The organism is Sphingosinicella sp. SM1-17 (assembly GCF_056821765.1).
Genome location: NZ_JBPDIO010000001.1, coordinates 3,019,806 through 3,037,355, shown reverse-complemented (window position 1 = coordinate 3,037,355; position 17,550 = coordinate 3,019,806). Strand labels below are relative to the sequence as shown.

Genomic DNA, 17,550 nt, shown 5'->3' with positions numbered 1-17,550 from the left:
TCGTTCAACTTTGCGGCGGCTCTGTGGCAGCCCGGCCACAGCGCTCGACGGCCTGCATTGGCCGAGCGAAGGTGCATTTACGCAATTCGCCATTCGACCAGAAGCGGTTCCAGAGGTAAAGACGGGAGCGGCTACCCGCTGGCCGCACCCCCTTGGTTCGGCCGATCCGGGCATTGCGAGGGGCAGGTACACACCCTAGAGGTCCGGACGTCACAGCCAGTCCGGATCCAGCCCGCTTATGCGCCTTTCCCGATATTTCCTTCCCGTCAGCAAGGAGACGCCCGCCGACGCCCAGATTGTCAGCCATAAGCTGATGCTGCGCGCCGGTCTCATTCGCCAGACCGCGGCCGGCATCTACGCTTGGTTGCCCCTCGGCTTTCGAGTGCTCAAGAAGATCGAGCAGATTGTCCGTGAGGAACAGGACAGAGCGGGTGCGGTCGAGCTGCTTATGCCCACGATCCAGTCGGCCGATCTGTGGCGGCAGTCCGGCCGTTACGATGCCTATGGTCCGGAAATGCTGCGCTTTCTCGACCGTCACGAGCGTGAAATGCTTTACGGACCCACCAACGAGGAAATGATCACTCAAATCTTCCTTGGGGCGGTAAAATCCTATCGTGACCTTCCGCGCACACTCTATCACATTCAATGGAAGTTCCGGGACGAAGTTCGTCCCCGTTTCGGGATCATGCGCGGCCGCGAGTTCCTGATGAAGGACGCCTACAGTTTCGATCTGGACGAGGCGGGGCTGAGGGCCAGCTATGAAGCGATGTTCGTCGCTTATCTGCGAACCTTCGCTCGATTGGGGCTTCAGGCCGTCCCAGTGCGGGCGCCGACGGGGCCGATCGGCGGCGAACTGTCGCACGAATTCCATATCCTTGCCGACACCGGCGAGAGCGCGCTCTTCTACGACTCGGCGCTGGAAGAGGTGTCCCGGGAGGAACTGCTTTCCGCCGACAGTTCGACCATCGCCCGGCTGACCGGGCTGTACGCGATGGAAGAGGAGGAACATGCCAAAGTGGCCGATTGTCCGGTTCCGGAGGAGCGATTGCGGAGCCGCCGTGGAATCGAGGTCGGACATATCTTCGCCTTTGGCAGCAAGTACAGCGCAAGCATGGGCCTGACGGTGCAGAGCCCCGACGGGCGCCAGGTCCACCCGCAGATGGGGAGTTATGGCGTGGGCGTGTCGCGGCTGATGGGTGCAATCATCGAAGCAAGCCATGACGAGGCGGGAATAATCTGGCCGGAAAGCGTCGCGCCTTTTCGGGTCGGCCTCGTCAACATGCGAGCGGACGATGGCAACGTCACCACCGCCGCCGACGAACTCTACGGCCGGCTCCAGCAGGCAGGCGTGGAAACGCTCTACGACGATCGCGACGAGCGCGGTGGCGCCAAGTTCGCGACAATGGACCTGATCGGCCTTCCTTGGCAGCTCATCGTGGGGCCGAAGGGCCTCGAGAAGGGCGTGGTCGAACTGAAGCGCCGATCAACGGGCGAGCGTGAGGAACTGAGCCTCGAAAGCGCCATGTCGAGGCTGAGCGCATGATCCTGTCCCGCTACGAGCGGATGATCGCCCGGCGCTATCTGCTTCCGGGAAAGGGCGAGGGCTTCATCTTCCTCGTGGCCGGGATCAGCCTCGTGGCGGTCATGCTTGGAGTGGCGGCGCTCATCATCGTGATGAGCGTCATGAACGGCTTCCGTGCCGAGTTGTTCGACAAGGTCGTCGGACTCAATGGCCACGCCGTGGTTCAGGGCTATGGCAATCGCCTCGAAAATTGGCGTCCGGTCCTTGAGGAGGCCCGCCGGACTCCGGGCGTGACCTCGGCTTCCGCTCTGATCGAACAGCCGCTGATGGCGAGCAGCGAAGGCCGGGTGGAGGCGATCCTGCTTCGCGGCGTACCGCGCGAGGACATCGTCACCAATCCAACCATGAACGAAGGCGTTCTGGCGGGTTCTTTGAGAGACCTGCAGCCTGGCAGCAACAATGTGGCGATCGGCTCCAGGCTCGCCGAAATTCTCGGGCTCAGCGTTGGGAGCACGATCACGATCATCTCTCCCATGGGAAGGACGACGCCGTTCGGCACGGTGCCGCGGATCGTCGACTTCAACGTCGCGGCAATCTTCGAAGTCGGCCTCTACGATTTCGACAAGGCGTTCGTGGTGATGCCGATCGAGGAAGCCCAGAATTTCCTGATGATGGGCGATGCGGTGGGAATGATCGAGGTGGAAACAGCCGATGCGGATCGGGTGGACGAAATACTGGCTCCGCTTGTCCGCTCGGTCAGTGGCCAGGCGATGGTCAGGGATTGGCGGTCGATGAATTCCGCCTTGTTCGAGGCCTTGCAGGTCGAACGCGTGGCGATGTTCATCGTCCTGTCGATCATCGTCCTTGTGGCCGTCTTCAACATCCTGTCCTCGCTGATCATGCTGGTGCGCGCCAAGACGAGAGACATTGCCATCTTGCGGACGATGGGCGCGACCAGGTCCGGCCTCATGAAGGTGTTCATGACTGTTGGGGTGACGATCGGTGTGCTCGGCATCGTCGCCGGGATGATCCTCGGAGCGGTGTTCCTCTTTTATCGCCAGGCAGTGGTCGGGTTCGTCCAGTGGATCACCGGTCAGAACCTTTGGGATCCGTCGGTCCGCTTCCTTACCGAACTGCCGGCCAAGACGGATCCGCTCGAGGTCACCGCGATCGTGCTGATGGCGCTCATCCTGAGTTTCCTCGCCACGCTCTACCCGGCATGGAAGGCGGCCAGCACCGACCCGGTACAGGTGCTCCGTTATGAATGAGGCGAATGAAGGGATCGGAGAGGGCCGAGTCGTTGAAGTCAGGGGGCTCGAGCGAAGCTTCGAACAGGCCGGCGTGCGCATCGACGTCTTGCGCGGAATCGACCTCGAGATACACAAAGGCGAAATCGTCGCATTGCTTGGACCTTCGGGCTCAGGCAAGTCGACCCTGCTTCAGGCGGTGGGACTTCTCGAGGGCGGCTTCGTCGGTTCGATCCGGATTGCTGGCGAGGAGGTCGCGGATCTCGACGATGGCGGTCGGACCCGAGTCCGACGGGACACGCTCGGTTTCGTCTACCAGTTCCACCACCTGCTTCCGGATTTCACCGCGATCGAGAATGTCGTGATACCGCAGCTTGTCCGGGGAGCGGACCGCCTGACCGCCCAGACGCGTGCCGAATCGCTGCTCGGCGCCCTCGGCCTGTCGCAGCGGCTCACCCATCGCCCAAGCAAGCTTTCGGGGGGCGAGCAGCAGCGGGTGGCGGTGGCACGAGCGCTCGCCAACCGGCCTGCACTTGTGCTCGCCGACGAGCCTACCGGCAATCTGGACGAGCATACGGCCGACCGGGTCTTCGCCGAGTTCCTCCGACTGGTTCGGGAGGAAGGCAGCGCTGCCCTCGTCGCAACCCACAATGAGCGGATCGCTGCCAAGATGGACCGGGTCTTGCGCCTCCACGAGGGAAAGCTGGAGTGACGCAGCGGCCTCCCGCCGTCTTCACCATCCCTTCTCACCGCGCCTTCGCCGATGCTCTCGCGGCTGGCTTGATCGCCCGTTACGGCCGCGCTCCCGCCGGCCTGGCCAGCGGAATCGTTCTCGTCTCCAATAATCGCGCTGCGCGAGCGCTCCAGGACGCCTTCCTTCGCCGGTCAGGCGGCGGGTTGCTTCTTCCGCGCCTGGTGCCGATCGGTGATCCCGAACTGGATGAGCGGATCGGCGGCATTCTGGAGCCGCTTGACGCATCCGGAGTCGGTGCCGAGGGAGGGCTCATCCCTCGCGCGATTGAACCGATCGAGCGACTGATGCTGCTCGCCCGGCTCGTTCAGCGACATCTCGCCGTCGATTCGGCTGAGGCGATCCGGCTGGCGGAAGACCTCGCCAGGACCCTCGATCAGCTTCTGATCGAAGAGGTCGATCCGGCTCGTCTCACCGCCTTCGCGGCCGATCTGCCGGATCTGTCGATCCATTGGCAGAAGTCGCTTGCCCAGCTCCAGCTGATCCTCTCCGAGTGGCCGGCCTTGCTGAGGTCACGCGGGCGGATCGACCTCAGCGATCGGCGCAACCGGTTGCTCGACGCCTTGGGCGAGCGTTGGCGGCGAAGCCCCCCGTCGGGCTTCGTGTGCGCGGCGGGCGTCACCATGACCGCACCGGCCGTCGCGCGCTTGCTTCGGGCCGTGTCACGCCTGGCCGACGGGCTGGTTGTCCTCCCGGGCGTGGATCTCGAAATGCCGATGGAGGAATGGCAGGCGCTTGGGCCGCTTCACGAAGATGGATCGACGGAGCGTCGGCCTCGGGGCATCGAGACCCACCCGCAATTCCACCTCAAGCTGCTCCTCGAGCGGATGTCGGTCGGCCGCGGTGAGGTGCGGCACTGGCGCTGGGGCGGCGGCCGAGATGCTCCGGCCGACAGGAGCCGCGCCATCGCGCATGCTATGGCACCTCCGGCCTTCACCAGAAAGTGGCAGGCCTTGCCGCCGCGGGAGCGTCGGTTGACCGGCGTTCGGGCGCTTGAACTGGCCGATCCGGCAGAAGAAGCCCAGGCGATCGCAATCGCCTTGCGCCAGGTCATCGAGGAACCGGGCCGCACCGCCGCCCTGGTGACTCCTGATCGCGGATTGGCGCGTCGGGTCTCCGCTCATCTCCGGCGCTGGGACATCGAGGCCGACGACAGCGCGGGTCGTCCGCTCTCGCAAACCCCTCCCGGAACGCTTCTGCTCGCCCTCGCTTCGGCTGCCGCCGAGCGCTTCGCCCCGGTACCTTTGCTGGCCCTGCTGAAGCATCCGCTGGTTGCGCCTGACGAGATCCCGGTGCCGACGACCGCCCCCGCCGGTGTGGGCGGGACGGCTGGAGAGCGCCGACTGAACGCACGGCTGAAATGGCTCGACGGCGTGCGGATGCTCGACCTTTGCCTGCGCGGGCCGCGACCTCCGGCCGGCCTTGCGGGCATCGCCGTCCATCTCGCCGACCGGCGCGGCCGCGACCGGGACTTGCGGACCGAAGCGGCCCAGTGGTGGCGAAAGGCGGCGGAGCTGCTGTCGCCGCTCGAAACCGGCTTCGAGTCTGCGGGGAACCTGTCCGACTATCTTGCGGCACTCCGGAACGCTGCCTCCGTTCTGGCTGGAGACAGTCCCTGGACCGGTGCGGCAGGCCAGGCCGCCGCCGAGCTGTTCGGCGGACTGGAAGCGGCCTCGGCCGAGGGACCGGAGCAGATCAAGGCGGCGGAGGTGCCGGCGATCCTCGAACGGCTCATGTCGAGTATCGCGGTTCGCCCGCCTTATGGACAGCATCCGCGCATCTTCATCTGGGGCTTGCTCGAGGCGCGGCTCCAGCAGGCGGACCTGATGGTCCTGGGCGGACTCAACGAGGGCATCTGGCCAGCCCTTCCCGCTCCCGATCCGTGGTTGGCGCCCCGCCTTCGCGCCGAACTGGGACTGCCCTCGCTCGAGCGGCGGATCGGCTTGTCGGCGCACGATTTCGCAAGCTTCCTTGGTGCCCGTCAGGTTCTCATCACCCGGGCTCGACGCGACGAGCGATCGCCCGCCATCGCCTCGCGCTTCTGGTTGCGCCTGGAGGCGATGACGGGCGGCCTCACCCGGTCGCCGCAGCTGCGAAAGTGGGCCCAATCCCTCGATCGTCCTTCGATCCACGCTCCGACGCCACGGCCTGCGCCGGCACCTTCCATCCGACCAAGGATAATATCCGTCACCGAGGTAGATCGACTGAAGGCCGATCCTTACGCCTTCTACGCGCGACGAATTCTCGGGCTGGCAGCGATCGACCCGGTGGATGCCGATCCGACTGCGGCCTGGCGTGGAACTGCCGTTCACTCGGTGCTGGAAGCCTGGATGAAGGAGGACGATTGCAATCCCGCGAGGCTCCGCCCACGCGCCGAAGCCTTGTTGGCCGGCGCCGAGGCGCACCCGCTGATGCGAGCGCTTTGGCAGCCCAGGCTGCTCGAAGCGATCGACTTCATTGCCGCCGAAGTCGATAGGAATCGCGAGAAAGACCGGCTGCCGCTGAAGGCGGAAGCGTGGGGGAAAGTCGAGATCGGAGGTGTGGAGCTGAGCGGCAAGGCAGACCGGATTGACCGCTGCGCCGACGGCACCCTGGCCATCGTGGACTACAAGACCGGCCAGCCGCCTTCGCCGAAAGCCGTGGCTCACGGCTATTCGCTTCAGCTGGGACTGCTTGGGCTGATTGCCGAGCGCGGCGGGTTCGAAGGGATCGAGGGTGCCGCTTCCTGCTTCGAATATTGGTCCCTTGCACGAAGGGGCGGTAGGCTGGGCTATGTCGCCAGCCCGGTGGGTGGCCGAAGCGGGCTGGAACCGTCGGATTTCACGAGACTCGCGGCCCGAAACTTCATCGCCGCCGCCGAAGCGTGGCTGACGGGTTCGCAGCCCTTCATTGCCAAGCTCCATCCGGAACACTCCCCTTATGGAGAATATGATCAGTTAATGCGCCTGGACGAATGGTATGGGCGCGAATGATCGATGGTTCCTGGGCTGACGCGGTCCGGGATCGTGCGCTGAGCCTCCCTTCAGTTCTCAGGGCCTATCGCCGCTCTTCGAAGAGCCGTCTAAGGAAAACCGTTTCGACTTCGCGTCGCAAGTCGTTGTTGTGCTTCTTCAGGAAGCCGTGGCCTTCGTCGGCGAAGAGGACGTACCAGGCCTCGACGCCATTCGCCCGGAGCTCTCGGACGATCTGGTCGGATTCGGACTGCGGCACGCGTGGATCGTTGGCTCCCTGCATGACGAGCATCGGCCTTGTGATCCGACGCACGTTGTTCATCGGGGCGATTCGTTCGAACACGGCCTGCATGGCCGGGAGTCGTTCGTCCCCATATTCGGCGCGGCGATTGTCTCGCCGATAAGCCTCGGTGTTGCGCAGGAAGGTCGCAAAGTCGCTGATCCCATAACGTTCGACCCCGCCGACCAGGCGATCACTATAATGTACCATCGAAGCCAGCGACATGTAGCCGCCATAGGACTGGCCGTAGACGGCCACCCTGGTCGGATCGAGATTGGGCTGTCGGGCGATCCAGTCGAGCAGTGCACCGATGTCGCGAACCGAATCCTCGCGCTTCTCGGCATTGTCGAGGTTGAGATAGCGGGTCCCGTATCCTTCGCTGCCGCGGACATTGGGAAGGATCACGGTCGCGCCGAGAATGTCGGCGAAATATTGCGCGCCGGGATTCCATTGCGGGCGGCTCTGCGACTCCGGACCACCATGGATATCGATGATTACCGGGGTTCGAGCATCCGCCGGGACACTTTTGGGGCGGTAAACGAAGGCCGGCACCGAAAGTCCGTCGAAGCTCTCAAAGCGGATCAATTCGGGTTCGGCAAGCTGCGCAGGATCCAGGTCGCCAAGCTCGGACCGGGTCCAGCGCTGGAGCGCGCCGCCGTCGGCGAGGTTGAAGGTGTACACGTCGCCTGCGGAAGTGGCGGTCGAAAGTCCGATTGCGAGCTGCTCGCCATTGGGCGAGAAATCGAGGCCGGTCAGCACGCCCTGCTGCGGCGTCCGCGGCTGCGGAATCGCTCGACGAGTGACGAAGTCCAGCAGCGCAACTCGAGAATAGCCTTCTTCATTGACCGAGTAAGCGAGCAGGCGGCCATCATCCGAAAGGTCGTAATCCTCGATGCCCCACCGCATTTCCGGAGTGACGTAAGTGCGGCGACCGCTTTCGACCTCGATTTCGACGAGTCGAGGCACATCGCTTTCGGCGTCGCTGATGGCGAGGATCGACCGGCCTCCGCGGGCGAATCGCGGCTCTTCATAACGGGCGGGGGTCGAGACAGACCAGGCGAGCTCGCGAGCCTCGCCTGAGTTCAGGTCGAGCAGGAGCAGCCGGTTCTCTCGGTTGGAGAGGCTTCGGCTGAGGAGGATATGGCGGCCATCGTCGGAAATGTCGGCAGGGACGACGGCACCGCTTCCCTGCCAGGCGACCCGCCGGGTCGATGGGTCGCGCGGGTTGGCGATCATGATGGCATAGTCGGCCGATCCGCGACTTGCCCGGGACCAGGCCATGATGCGGCCGTCCTTGCTGAAGACGGGGGCCTGATTACGAGTGCCCGGTTCCGATAGCTGGCGCGTGACACCTCCGGTCACGTTACGCGAATAAAGCTGAAACCACTCGTCGCCGCCTGTGTCACGGCTGTAGACGAACGCTGGCGAATTGGGGATCGCCCAGGCGGCCGCGACCGGCTCGTCGTGGAAGGTCAGCTGCTGTCGGGCGTCTTCTGGTGCATCGACAAGGTGGATCTGGGTGGTTGCACCAAAGCGCGTCGTGATGAGGATCGCGCCATTGCTCAGCCAGTCCTGGAAGCGCGCTTCGCGATAGTTCTGGTAACGCTGGACTGCCGCTCGGACTTCGGCAGGGATCTCCGGAACATTCTCGAGGCGGGCGGTGCCGATCTGGCGCACATCGGGAGCCGGCGTCTGGGCGGCAATCGGGGAGGCGGTCAGCAGAAAACAGCAGGAGAGAAGGAAGCGGCGCATCGGAACTCCCGATCGAAGGATTGTCTTCCTTCTTTCGGAGCGACGCCGCAGCAGGTCAAGGAGAAGAGCCTCCCTCCTCCTTGACGGGGGAGGAGGGAGGCCTCAGGTCATTCGATGTCGTTGTCGCCGTCGCCGTCAAGATCGCCATCGACGTCGATCGAGCCGTCCGAACGATTGTCGATGTCGAGCGCGTCGTCTTCGCGCGTGTTGTCATTGCCCTCCTCGTAAGGGCCTCCCATGCCGCTAGTGGCGGTCAGTCCACCGGCAGAGCGGTTCCAGCTGGCCAGCGACGCCCGAACGCCTCGCTCGTACAGCTGGATGCAATTGTCGGTCACGGTGGCACTGCATGGCGGATAGGAGGGGTCTGCTAGCTCGTTGCCGGAAGCGTCGAGCTGCGGACCGCCCATGGCCGTGGCGGGCACTCCATTGTAGCCGGCGGGAACCACGGCCGGAGCGGAGATCACGGCGATGCCGCGGGCATCCCGCTCCGGATTGGCGTTGCTCGGCTCATGAATGCGGTCCGAAGAGGCAGTGTGATGATGCGGCGCCATCCAGGGCGTCTGATACATCGCGAGCTGCTGCTGATACGCCGACCGCTGCTCGGCGGTCCAGGTCGAAGGCAGCGCCGCCAGGCGCGAGTTCCAGAGCGCCCGCTGCTCGGCAGTCCATTGCGCGGGCGGAACCGCCATCATGGCCTCGAAGGCCGAGCGCTGGGCGCTGGTCCAGGACGGCGGAATATAGGCCATGTGCTGCTGCCACAGCGCCCTCTGCTCTGGAGTCCAGCTGGCCGGTGGGGTCAGCGCCATGGTCGGGTCCACGGTGACGGTGCTGCCGGCGGTCGTCGGCATTGCGCCACTGGTCGTCGGCATTGTGCCGGTGGTCGTGTCGGTCTGATAGGCGAGGGCCGATCCCGTCATGGTCAGCGCCGTCGCTGCAACTAGCAAAGCTTTCATCTGAGCCTCCTTCTTACTCCGGTTCCGCTTGCCCAAGGCATGCGAAGGACCGGGTCGGACGCCCCCACGCTCGTTCATCCTTCATGTTCAGCATGAACGGTCCGCCGCCTCTCCGGCGGCAGTCCCGACAAGAATTCTCGACCAGCCGCTAAGTTCCGGCCGTCGGTTCGGTCACATCCCCAGCGCTTCCGGTTCGCCTTCGCGACGGAGGGGCGGCTCGCTCTGAATCGCCTCGCTCCGGGCGGGGCTTCCATGGGCCTCATCGATGCAGCGCTCGAGGTTGCTGGCCACGTCGTGGCGATGCCGTCGCGGCGAAGCCGCTTTCTCGACCGGAGCGGCGATGGCGACACGGCTTGGTGACTGATGGACGCGCTCGCGCTGCCAGCGGGCATAGGCCGCCCGGACGCCAGGTTCGTAGAGCTGGATACAGCGGTCGTCGCCCCGTCCGGGTCGGCACGGTCGATAGCTTGTCGGCGCCTGCTGTTCGATGAGCGACGATTCGGAATGTCTGATTGTTTCGGGATAGGCGGCCCCGATCAGGACCATCGGGGCACCAATTGCAAGGGCAAACAGCCTGTTCATGACCTCTCCTTCGGAACTCGGCATCGGCCGGAGAGTGTCAACCTAACATGATTATCACTGATGGTTAACGATCCGGGGCGCAAACTTCGCATCCGGAGAAAGGGTTCGACGGATATCCTAGCGGCCTCTCGGAGGCGTGCACCGGGCTGGAAGATCGGCACTGGCATTGTAACGGCCAGAACGTTCGGGCCGTCGTCAACAGCCCTGACCTCAACCAGGATCTCGCCGTTCCCAATATGCGATCGCCCGAAGCGCGGCAAAACGCGGCGTTTCAAGGCGGCTCCGCGCGCGAAACAGAATTCGGTTAGGGGAACGTAAAGACTTGCGGACCGAAAAGGGCGGGAAACTCGGCCCGGGCTTTGGAGGCAGGTCTGTTAGACACGGTCTATTCGCTGTCCGGCGACGTGCCGGTGATCGACGAAATGCTGGAGGAGGCAGATCCCTCGGTTCTCCAGCCGGGATCGGTCGTGTTTGGATCGATCCGGCAGATTTGCTCGATCCGGAAGATCAGTGCCGGCGGTGCCGTCCTTCACGTCGACATGCCGGTCGGGGAGGGTGAGCGGCTCGAACTGGAACTGGAGGATGGTCAGCTCCTTCATGGATCCGTGCTATGGCGGAGCGGCTCGGAAGTCGGGCTGCGGTTCGAGGCAACGATCGATGTCCTTCCGATCCTGGCCCGCAATCTCGCGAGCCAGCCGGGCGAGCGGCGTAGAATGCCGCGGGTCGAGATTGCCTGTCCGGCGTTGCTCGAGACGGGATCGCGAACCGAACTGGTCACCACCCGGGATATCGCGCAGGGCGGCGCGAAGATCGAAACGACTCTTCCACTCAAGCCCGAGCAACGGGTCACGATCACCCCGGACGGCCTGCGGCCCATCGAGGCCGTGGTTCGATGGAAACGCGGAAGCACTGTTGGGATCGCCTTCCAGCCTGAGCTCAGTTGGCAGGAGTTGATGCCCTGGCTTCGGGTGCGTCGCGATGCGCCGCCGCCCGACTTCGCTCCGCCGCCGCCGGCAGAGGCGCCGGAGAGCCCTGCGGGTCCAGCTCCAAGCAGCGTGCAGCTCAACCTTCCGGCACGTGTTCGGGAAGGCATGAGGCGCTGGTCGATCGAAGTGGCGGCTCTCACCACCCGGACCGTCGAATTCGAGTCCTTCGCCCCGCTGCGTCTCGGCACACTGCTGTGGATCGTTCTGCCCGGACTTGAGGGGTGGCCGGCACGGATCATCGCGATCGACGGCTATCGCTTCACCTGCGAATTCACCCAGCCGCTCCACCCGGCGGTGCTGGAGCGGATCCTCGCAACGGCGGCGTCCGAATTGCCGCGCGGCTGTTCCTAGGACGACTTCTTGTCGTTCTTGTTGTCGTTCTTGCGCGATCGGTTTGCGTAGAGGAGGGCAGCGACGAGTGCCGCAGAGCCGATGCCGATGGCGGCTCCGGTGACAAGATGCCGGGAGCGCCTGGGTTCGGCCTTGGCCTCGGACTCCCCTTCCTTCGCCTCGGGGGCGGCTTCGGTGCCTTCGCCGACCGGCGCGTCTTCGGGATAGCTGGGTTCGCGGGACATGTTTCCGTTCCTTCCGTGCTCTCGCCGCCCTTACCCGATCCACGGGCAAAGTGAACAGCCGTGCGGGGGAGACGGCGAACGCCCGAACTTCTAGACTGGACCGATGGACACTGGCGGATTCACCTTGTTCGGAACGCAGATCGGCACCTGTGGTGTTGCCTGGGGGGGCAACGGCCTTCTCGGCGTTCAGCTTCCTGATGACGAGCAGCGGCTCGTCGCCCGACTGAGCCGTCGTTCATCGACTCTGCAACCTCTTTCACCGCCGCCAGCCGTCGCCGAGTTGATCGAGCATCTGAAGATGCACTTGAGCGGCAGCGTTCGCGACTTTTCGAATGTCGTTCTGGACCTTTCGATCGTGAGCGAGTTCGAATCCGCTGTTTACGCCGTTGCCCAGGCGATCCCGGCCGGGCGCACTCGCACCTACGGCGAGGTCGCGACTCGACTGGGCGTCCCCGAACGGGCGCGGGCCGTCGGCCAGGCGCTCGGCCGCAATCCGTGGCCGATCGTGGTGCCTTGTCATCGGATCACGGCCGCGGACGGTCGGATGGGCGGCTTCTCGGCACCGGGCGGTACCGCCACCAAGCTCAGACTGCTCGAGATCGAGGGCGCGCTCGCCGTCGACTCGCTGCCGCTTTTCTCACCTCCTCAAGCTTGAAGCGGACCAGTTGTGTATTATATCGATAGAACACCTGGTTCCGTCAGAGGAGGATGCGATGGATTTCATCAAGGGCATGCAGACGCGTGACTGGATGATCGCGGCCGCGGCATTCGTTGCCGGAGCGTTGATTTTCTGAGTTGGTGGCGGGCTTCGAGGGGCGCGGTTTCGAATCCCACCCGCACTGTGTAGCAAGGGGCGGATGTCCCTTCGCCTGAGTCCCCTCGCCATCCTTCAGGGCGACCAGCTACGCGCTTCGTCCCCGACCAACCACGCGGCGCTGTCGGCGTCCGCCGGGACCGGCAAGACTCATGTGCTCACCGCCCGTGTCCTGCGTCTGCTGCTCGCGGGGGTCGATCCGGCGTCGATCCTCTGCCTGACTTTCACCAAGGCCGGAGCGGCGGAGATGGCTGAGCGCATCCATGCTCGACTGGCGCACTGGGTGAGGCTGAAGGACGTCGATCTGGGGCGTGAGCTGCTGGCCCTTGCCGAGGATCCGGGAGCGGAGATGCGCGAGCGCGCCCGAACGCTCTTCGCTCGAGTACTCGAATCCACCGGAGGCGGCTTACGGATACAGACGATCCACGCCTTCGCTCAGGCGCTGCTCGCATCCTTTCCGGCCGAGGCGGGACTGATACCGGGCTTTCGTCCGCTCGAGGAACGCGAAGAGAAGATGCTCGCTCGGTCGACGCTGGCCGACTTGCTGGTCCGTGCCGAAGAACAGGGCGATCACTCGCTGGTTCGAGATGTTCAGGCGCTGAGCCTGCGTCTGGGGGAGGGCGGTGCCGAGGCCTTTCTCATGGCCTGCGCTCGAGCTCCGGATGCGCTTGCGGCGCTGGGCTCCCGTGAGGGGATCGAAGCCCGGCTGCGCCACGCCTTCGACCTGCCGCTGGGCGAAGTCGAGGACGCGATTGCTCGCCAGTGCTGCGACGAGATGTTCGACGTTCAGGGCTTGACCCGGATCGCTCTGCTGAACGGCCAATGGGCCACCAAGAGCGGTGTCGATCGCGCCGATATCTGCAGGCGCTGGCTTGCGGCGGACCCGCCGGAAAGGGCGGCGCTGCTGGAGACTCTGCATGCCGTCTGGGCAACCGCGGGGGGCGAGCTCCGAAGCTTCGGGAAGGGACAAGCCCCACAGGACGCTGATTATGCCGACCTGGCCCGATCGGCCTTCGAATGCTGCAGCCGGCTCCTGCGGATCCGGGCAGTGGCCGGGATGGTCTCGACGCTGGCGGCTGGGCTGCGCGCCGGCCAGAGCTTCGCGGCGGCTTATGGCGAGTCGAAGAGCGCCGCCGGAGCGGTGGATTTCGACGATCTGATTCGATGGACGGAGCGGCTGTTGCTCACGCCCGGAATGGGTGACTGGGTGCGCTACAAGCTTGACCAGCAGACCGACCACATTCTTGTCGACGAGGCCCAGGACACGAACGAGCGCCAATGGAACATTGTTCGAGCGCTCAGCCTTGAGTTCTTCGCTGGCGAAGGGGCTCGCGCGCGCCACCGAACGCTCTTCACGGTCGGCGACTACAAGCAGGCGATCTTCGGATTCCAGGGCACGGACCCGGAAAGCTTCGATATCGCCCGGGCCTGGTTCGCCCGCGAAGCTGAAGCGGCGCAGCACAGCTTTCTCGACCTTTCGGTCGACCGCAGCTTCCGGTCATCGCCCCAGATCCTTGCCGTGGTCGATCGGGTCCTCGCCGACCTCGGCTACCAAGCCCTGGGCCTTCCCCGCCCTCCGAACCCGCACGAAAGCTTCGATCCTGGCCGATCGGGGTCGGTGACGCTTTGGCAGCCGTTCGGCGATGACGGGTCCGAGGAGGCCGGTGAGGAAGGATGGATCAGTGATGCCGCCCGTCGCTACGCTGCCCGACTTGCCGGCCAGATCAGGGAATGGCTCGACAATCCCTTTCATCTTGCCTGCCGCGACCGGCCGCTCCGGCCGGAGGACATCCTAGTCCTCGTCCGCCGTCGCGGCGATCTCGCCTCGCTTCTCGTCGCTCGGCTTCATGCCGAAGGCGTTCCGGTCGCCGGCGTCGACCGGCTGCTCCTTTCCGCGCCTCTGGCTGTCCAGGACCTGCTCGCCGCCGCGCGCTTTGCCGTTCAGCCACTCGATGATCTGAACCTCGCAAGTCTGCTCGTCTCACCGATCTTCGGCTGGTCCCAGGATCAGCTTCATTCGGTCGCCGCCGATCGCCCCGGACCCTTGTGGATGCAGCTCCGCCGAACCTCCATTGCACCTGCCGAGACGATCTCCGGACTGCAGGAGATCCTGGCGCTGGCGGATTTCGCGACTCCCCACGCTTTCTTCGAACACCTGCTTTCGGGACCTCTGCAAGGGCGTCGCAAACTGCTGGAGCGGCTCGGCTCCGAGGCACGGGATCCGATCGAGGAACTGCTCTCCTCCGCCCTTCGGTTCGAAAGCAACGGAACAGCCTCGCTTCAGGCGTTTCTCGACTGGTTCGCTCGCGGCGACGTGGAGATCGTCCGCGATCCTTCCGGTCCGCGGGACTCGGTGCGGGTGATGACGGTCCACGGCTCCAAGGGCCTGCAGTCGCCGGTACTCATCCTTGCCGATGCTTGCGCGGATCCGGACCGGCGTGGTCCCAATGCGCGACTTGCCGCCTTGCCGGTCGGCGATGTGGAAGTGCCGGCATTCCGTCCGCGCAAGGAGGAAATGGCGGAGCCGCTCAGTTCCAGAATCGCCTATCAGGACCAGCTCGATCGGGAAGAGCATTGGCGCTTGCTCTACGTGGCCCTGACCCGGGCCGAGGAGAGGCTCTATGTTGGTGGGGCGCTCGGCCTTCGCGACCGCAGCGGTCCGCCGCAGGCCAGCTGGTACAAGGCGGTCGAGGCGGCACTGTCGGGCCTCGGTTGCGATTGGAGCGAATCCCGTTGCTGGGGCCGGGAAATGCGGTTCGGCGATCTCGAACGATCCGGGAAGGTCGCCGTCAAGTCGGCAGAACGACAGTTCGAGATTCCCGATTGGCTGGCCCGACCGGCTCCGGTCGAGGAGCGGCCTCCAAGGCCTCTGGCTCCCTCGGCGATCGCCGAGGACGATGTACCTTATCCTCCTCCGGGGCCGGAGCAGCGGCGGGCGGCCGAGCGAGGGCGGCTGCTTCATCAGCTGTTCGAGCGCCTTCCGGGAGTGCCCGAAGATCAGCGCGAGCGGCTTGCTGATCGCTGGCTCGAAAGTTCGGCTGGCGTCGATGACTCGGAGTATCGCCGGGCCCTGATCGCCGACGCGTGCCGGGTTATCGATGATCCGGCGGTCGCGGATTTGTTCGGGCCCGGCTCGGTCGCCGAGGCTCCGATTGCCGCGGTCATCGGCGGAGGCGTGGTCGTCTCCGGAACGGTCGATCGTCTCCTGATTGGTGACGATCGGGTTCTGGTCGCGGACTTCAAGACCGGTCGCAACGCTCCGGCCAATATCCGGGATATTCCGGCTGCGCATCTGCGCCAGATGGCGGCGTATCGATCGGCATTGCAGACCATCTTCCCGGGGCGCCGGATCGACGCCGCGCTGATCTATACGGCGGGTCCGACGCTCCACACGCTCCCCGAGGAGTTGCTCGACCAACATCGTTCCGCGGGTGGTTGAGCCGTCGCTTCGCGCACCCTACATGGCGGCAAAGCCTCTCAGGAGATTATCATGGCCACCAGAAGCGTCACCGACACCAGTTTCGATCAGGAAGTTCTGAGCGCGTCAAAGCCGGTCCTCGTCGATTTCTGGGCGGAATGGTGTGGACCTTGCCGGATGATCGCTCCGGCGCTCGAGGAACTGAGCGAGGAACTCGGCGACCGGGTCGAAATCGTCAAGCTCAACATCGACGAGAATCCCGAAGCGCCGACCAAGTTCGGGGTTCGAGGCATCCCGACCATGATCCTGTTCAAGAACGGACAGCCAGCAGCCACGAAAGTCGGCGCCGAGCCGAAGAGCCGGATTCAGGGCTGGCTGGAAGGCGTTCTCTAACAACCGAGAAGCACGCAGGTGGGAGCGGGGTTCGTCCGGATACTTTCGGACTCCAATTTCGATCGGGACGTCCTCGCCTCGGGACGGCCGACCCTTGTGGCGTTCGGCGCGTCATGGTGCGGTCCGTGCCGCCTGCTGAAGCCCGGCTTGCGCGCACTGGCGGCGCGACAGAAGGCGCGGCTGACGGTGGCGAGCCTCGACGTGGAGGGAAATCCCGAAACGGCGAACCGCTACGGCGTCGACAGCCTCCCCACCTGTATCCTGTTCGAGGCGAGCGAAGCGGTTGTTCGGCTTGAGGGCTATATGCCCCTCCGCAAGATCGAAGCGGCGTTACAGGCCCATCTGGATGAGTCCTGAACCTATTCCGGCGGCTCGGTGCCGCTGAGCCCTCTGGTGTTCGGACGGAAGCGACTGTGCCGAGGCAGATCGTCCGCAGTCTCGAACCATGCCACCTTGTTGGAATGGAAGATGTGAAATCCCGGCGGGACCGAATCCGGATCGTCAAGCGATCCGATCGGAAAGTCGACCGTTTCCGGTTGATGATCGACCTGGATCGTCAGTTGAGCGCCGCAGTCCCGGCAGAAGCGGCGGTGACCGAAGCTCGAGGATCGAAAGGTTCCGAGCCGTTCCTCTCCCTGCTTGATCACGAAATCTTCGACCGGAACAGTGGCGAACGCACATGCTGGGGCTCCGGAGAGACGCCGGCAGGTAGAACAGTGGCACCAGCCCGCGTCGAACGGTTCGCTCCTGAGCTCGAACCGCACGGCTCCGCAGCCGCAGCCGCCAATCAGTCTTGCCGACATGCTCGATTGCTTGACTGAAGGACAGCCAGGATCAACGTGGGCAGGCCTCGAGCCCGGCGTCGGCGATGGTTTCGGATTGGAACGACATCCCGTCGTTCGATTCGGAAAAGCGAAGCTGGAGCAGGTCCTCACGCTCGGGAGCTTCCGCCGTGCACTGGGCATCTATGTCATAGCCGCCGGCGACCTCTCTAACCGTCTCGAACTGGCAGACCGACCCGGCGGGAGTCGCCAGGCGTGATTCGGTGAACTCCCAGGCCGAGCTGGCGCAGGAGGCCTGATCCACCGCCCATCGTCCCACGAAGCGCGGCACTGCATTGGAAGCATTGGTCGGTCCCAGCGCTTCCAGCGACGCGTCGATGTCGGCGTTCGGCAGCGCTTCCGACGTGGCATTCGCCGCATTGGCAGAGGCGGGATCCGAGGTTTCGCGCTGGCATCCGGCCAGGAAGGAGCAGGCGACGGCGGCAAGCAGCAGGAAAGCGTCCTTCATGCCCCTATAGCGCACCGAAACGGACACCGTTCCCCA

Annotated in this window: 15 protein-coding genes; 9 read left to right on the top strand and 6 right to left on the bottom strand. The window is 64.8% G+C overall.

Going from position 1 to position 17,550, the window contains the following annotated elements:
- The first annotated feature begins 238 nt into the window (after positions 1 to 238).
- From proS to addB, 4 genes are read left to right on the top strand one after another with little or no spacing between them, the layout of a single operon-like run.
- On the top strand, positions 239 to 1,543 hold the full coding sequence (proS, locus tag ACRYLT_RS15225) for a proline--tRNA ligase (RefSeq protein WP_482664929.1): 1,305 nt from the start codon (positions 239 to 241) through the stop codon (positions 1,541 to 1,543).
- Entirely contained in the window at positions 1,540 to 2,790 is a 1,251-nt protein-coding gene (locus tag ACRYLT_RS15220; protein WP_482664928.1) for a lipoprotein-releasing ABC transporter permease subunit, read from the top strand. The genes proS and ACRYLT_RS15220 overlap by 4 nt, the downstream gene beginning before the upstream one ends.
- Positions 2,783 to 3,481, top strand: coding sequence for an ABC transporter ATP-binding protein (locus ACRYLT_RS15215; protein ID WP_482664927.1), 699 nt, complete (start codon positions 2,783 to 2,785; stop codon positions 3,479 to 3,481). The genes ACRYLT_RS15220 and ACRYLT_RS15215 overlap by 8 nt, the downstream gene beginning before the upstream one ends.
- On the top strand, positions 3,478 to 6,492 hold the full coding sequence (addB, locus tag ACRYLT_RS15210; RefSeq protein WP_482664926.1) for a double-strand break repair protein AddB: 3,015 nt from the start codon (positions 3,478 to 3,480) through the stop codon (positions 6,490 to 6,492). Before ACRYLT_RS15215 ends, addB begins: the two co-directional genes overlap by 4 nt.
- A gap of 64 nt (positions 6,493 to 6,556) precedes the next feature.
- On the opposite strand, the gene ACRYLT_RS15205 is transcribed toward addB, so the two are convergent.
- From ACRYLT_RS15205 to ACRYLT_RS15195, 3 genes are all read right to left on the bottom strand, one after another.
- Positions 6,557 to 8,503 (bottom strand): S9 family peptidase, encoded by a 1,947-nt coding sequence (locus ACRYLT_RS15205; RefSeq protein ID WP_482664925.1) that lies wholly within the window; start codon positions 8,501 to 8,503, stop codon positions 6,557 to 6,559.
- Positions 8,504 to 8,610: 107 nt separating this feature from the next.
- Complete coding sequence (locus ACRYLT_RS15200; protein ID WP_482664924.1) at positions 8,611 to 9,456, bottom strand: hypothetical protein; 846 nt, start codon at positions 9,454 to 9,456, stop codon at positions 8,611 to 8,613.
- A 171-nt stretch (positions 9,457 to 9,627) separates the two neighbouring features.
- Positions 9,628 to 10,038, bottom strand: a complete 411-nt coding sequence (locus tag ACRYLT_RS15195; RefSeq protein ID WP_482664923.1) for a hypothetical protein — start codon at positions 10,036 to 10,038, stop codon at positions 9,628 to 9,630.
- A 359-nt stretch (positions 10,039 to 10,397) separates the two neighbouring features.
- On the opposite strand from ACRYLT_RS15195, the gene ACRYLT_RS15190 reads away from it, so the two are divergent.
- Positions 10,398 to 11,375, top strand: a complete 978-nt coding sequence (locus ACRYLT_RS15190) for a PilZ domain-containing protein (RefSeq protein ID WP_482664922.1) — start codon at positions 10,398 to 10,400, stop codon at positions 11,373 to 11,375.
- Here ACRYLT_RS15190 and ACRYLT_RS15185 read toward each other — a convergent pair.
- Positions 11,372 to 11,599: a hypothetical protein gene (locus ACRYLT_RS15185; protein WP_482664921.1), complete on the bottom strand. Its 228-nt coding sequence runs from the start codon at positions 11,597 to 11,599 to the stop codon at positions 11,372 to 11,374. The two genes, ACRYLT_RS15190 and ACRYLT_RS15185, sit on opposite strands and share 4 nt — an antisense overlap.
- 103 nt (positions 11,600 to 11,702) lie before the next feature.
- Between ACRYLT_RS15185 and ACRYLT_RS15180 the strand changes: the two genes are divergently transcribed.
- From ACRYLT_RS15180 to ACRYLT_RS15165, 4 genes are all read left to right on the top strand, one after another.
- Positions 11,703 to 12,254, top strand: a complete 552-nt coding sequence (locus ACRYLT_RS15180; protein ID WP_482664920.1) for a methylated-DNA--[protein]-cysteine S-methyltransferase — start codon at positions 11,703 to 11,705, stop codon at positions 12,252 to 12,254.
- A 202-nt stretch (positions 12,255 to 12,456) separates the two neighbouring features.
- Positions 12,457 to 15,852, top strand: a complete 3,396-nt coding sequence (gene addA, locus ACRYLT_RS15175) for a double-strand break repair helicase AddA (protein ID WP_482664919.1) — start codon at positions 12,457 to 12,459, stop codon at positions 15,850 to 15,852.
- Positions 15,853 to 15,903: 51 nt separating this feature from the next.
- Positions 15,904 to 16,224: a thioredoxin gene (gene trxA / locus ACRYLT_RS15170; RefSeq protein WP_482664918.1), complete on the top strand. Its 321-nt coding sequence runs from the start codon at positions 15,904 to 15,906 to the stop codon at positions 16,222 to 16,224.
- Between the two features lie 18 nt (positions 16,225 to 16,242).
- On the top strand, positions 16,243 to 16,581 hold the full coding sequence (locus ACRYLT_RS15165) for a thioredoxin family protein (RefSeq protein WP_482664917.1): 339 nt from the start codon (positions 16,243 to 16,245) through the stop codon (positions 16,579 to 16,581).
- Between the two features lie 2 nt (positions 16,582 to 16,583).
- Here the strand turns inward: ACRYLT_RS15165 and ACRYLT_RS15160 are convergent, their stop codons facing one another.
- Positions 16,584 to 17,027, bottom strand: a complete 444-nt coding sequence (locus tag ACRYLT_RS15160) for a GFA family protein (protein WP_482664916.1) — start codon at positions 17,025 to 17,027, stop codon at positions 16,584 to 16,586.
- A 31-nt stretch (positions 17,028 to 17,058) separates the two neighbouring features.
- Complete coding sequence (locus ACRYLT_RS15155) at positions 17,059 to 17,514, bottom strand: hypothetical protein (protein ID WP_482664915.1); 456 nt, start codon at positions 17,512 to 17,514, stop codon at positions 17,059 to 17,061.
- Between the last annotated feature and the right edge of the window lie 36 nt (positions 17,515 to 17,550).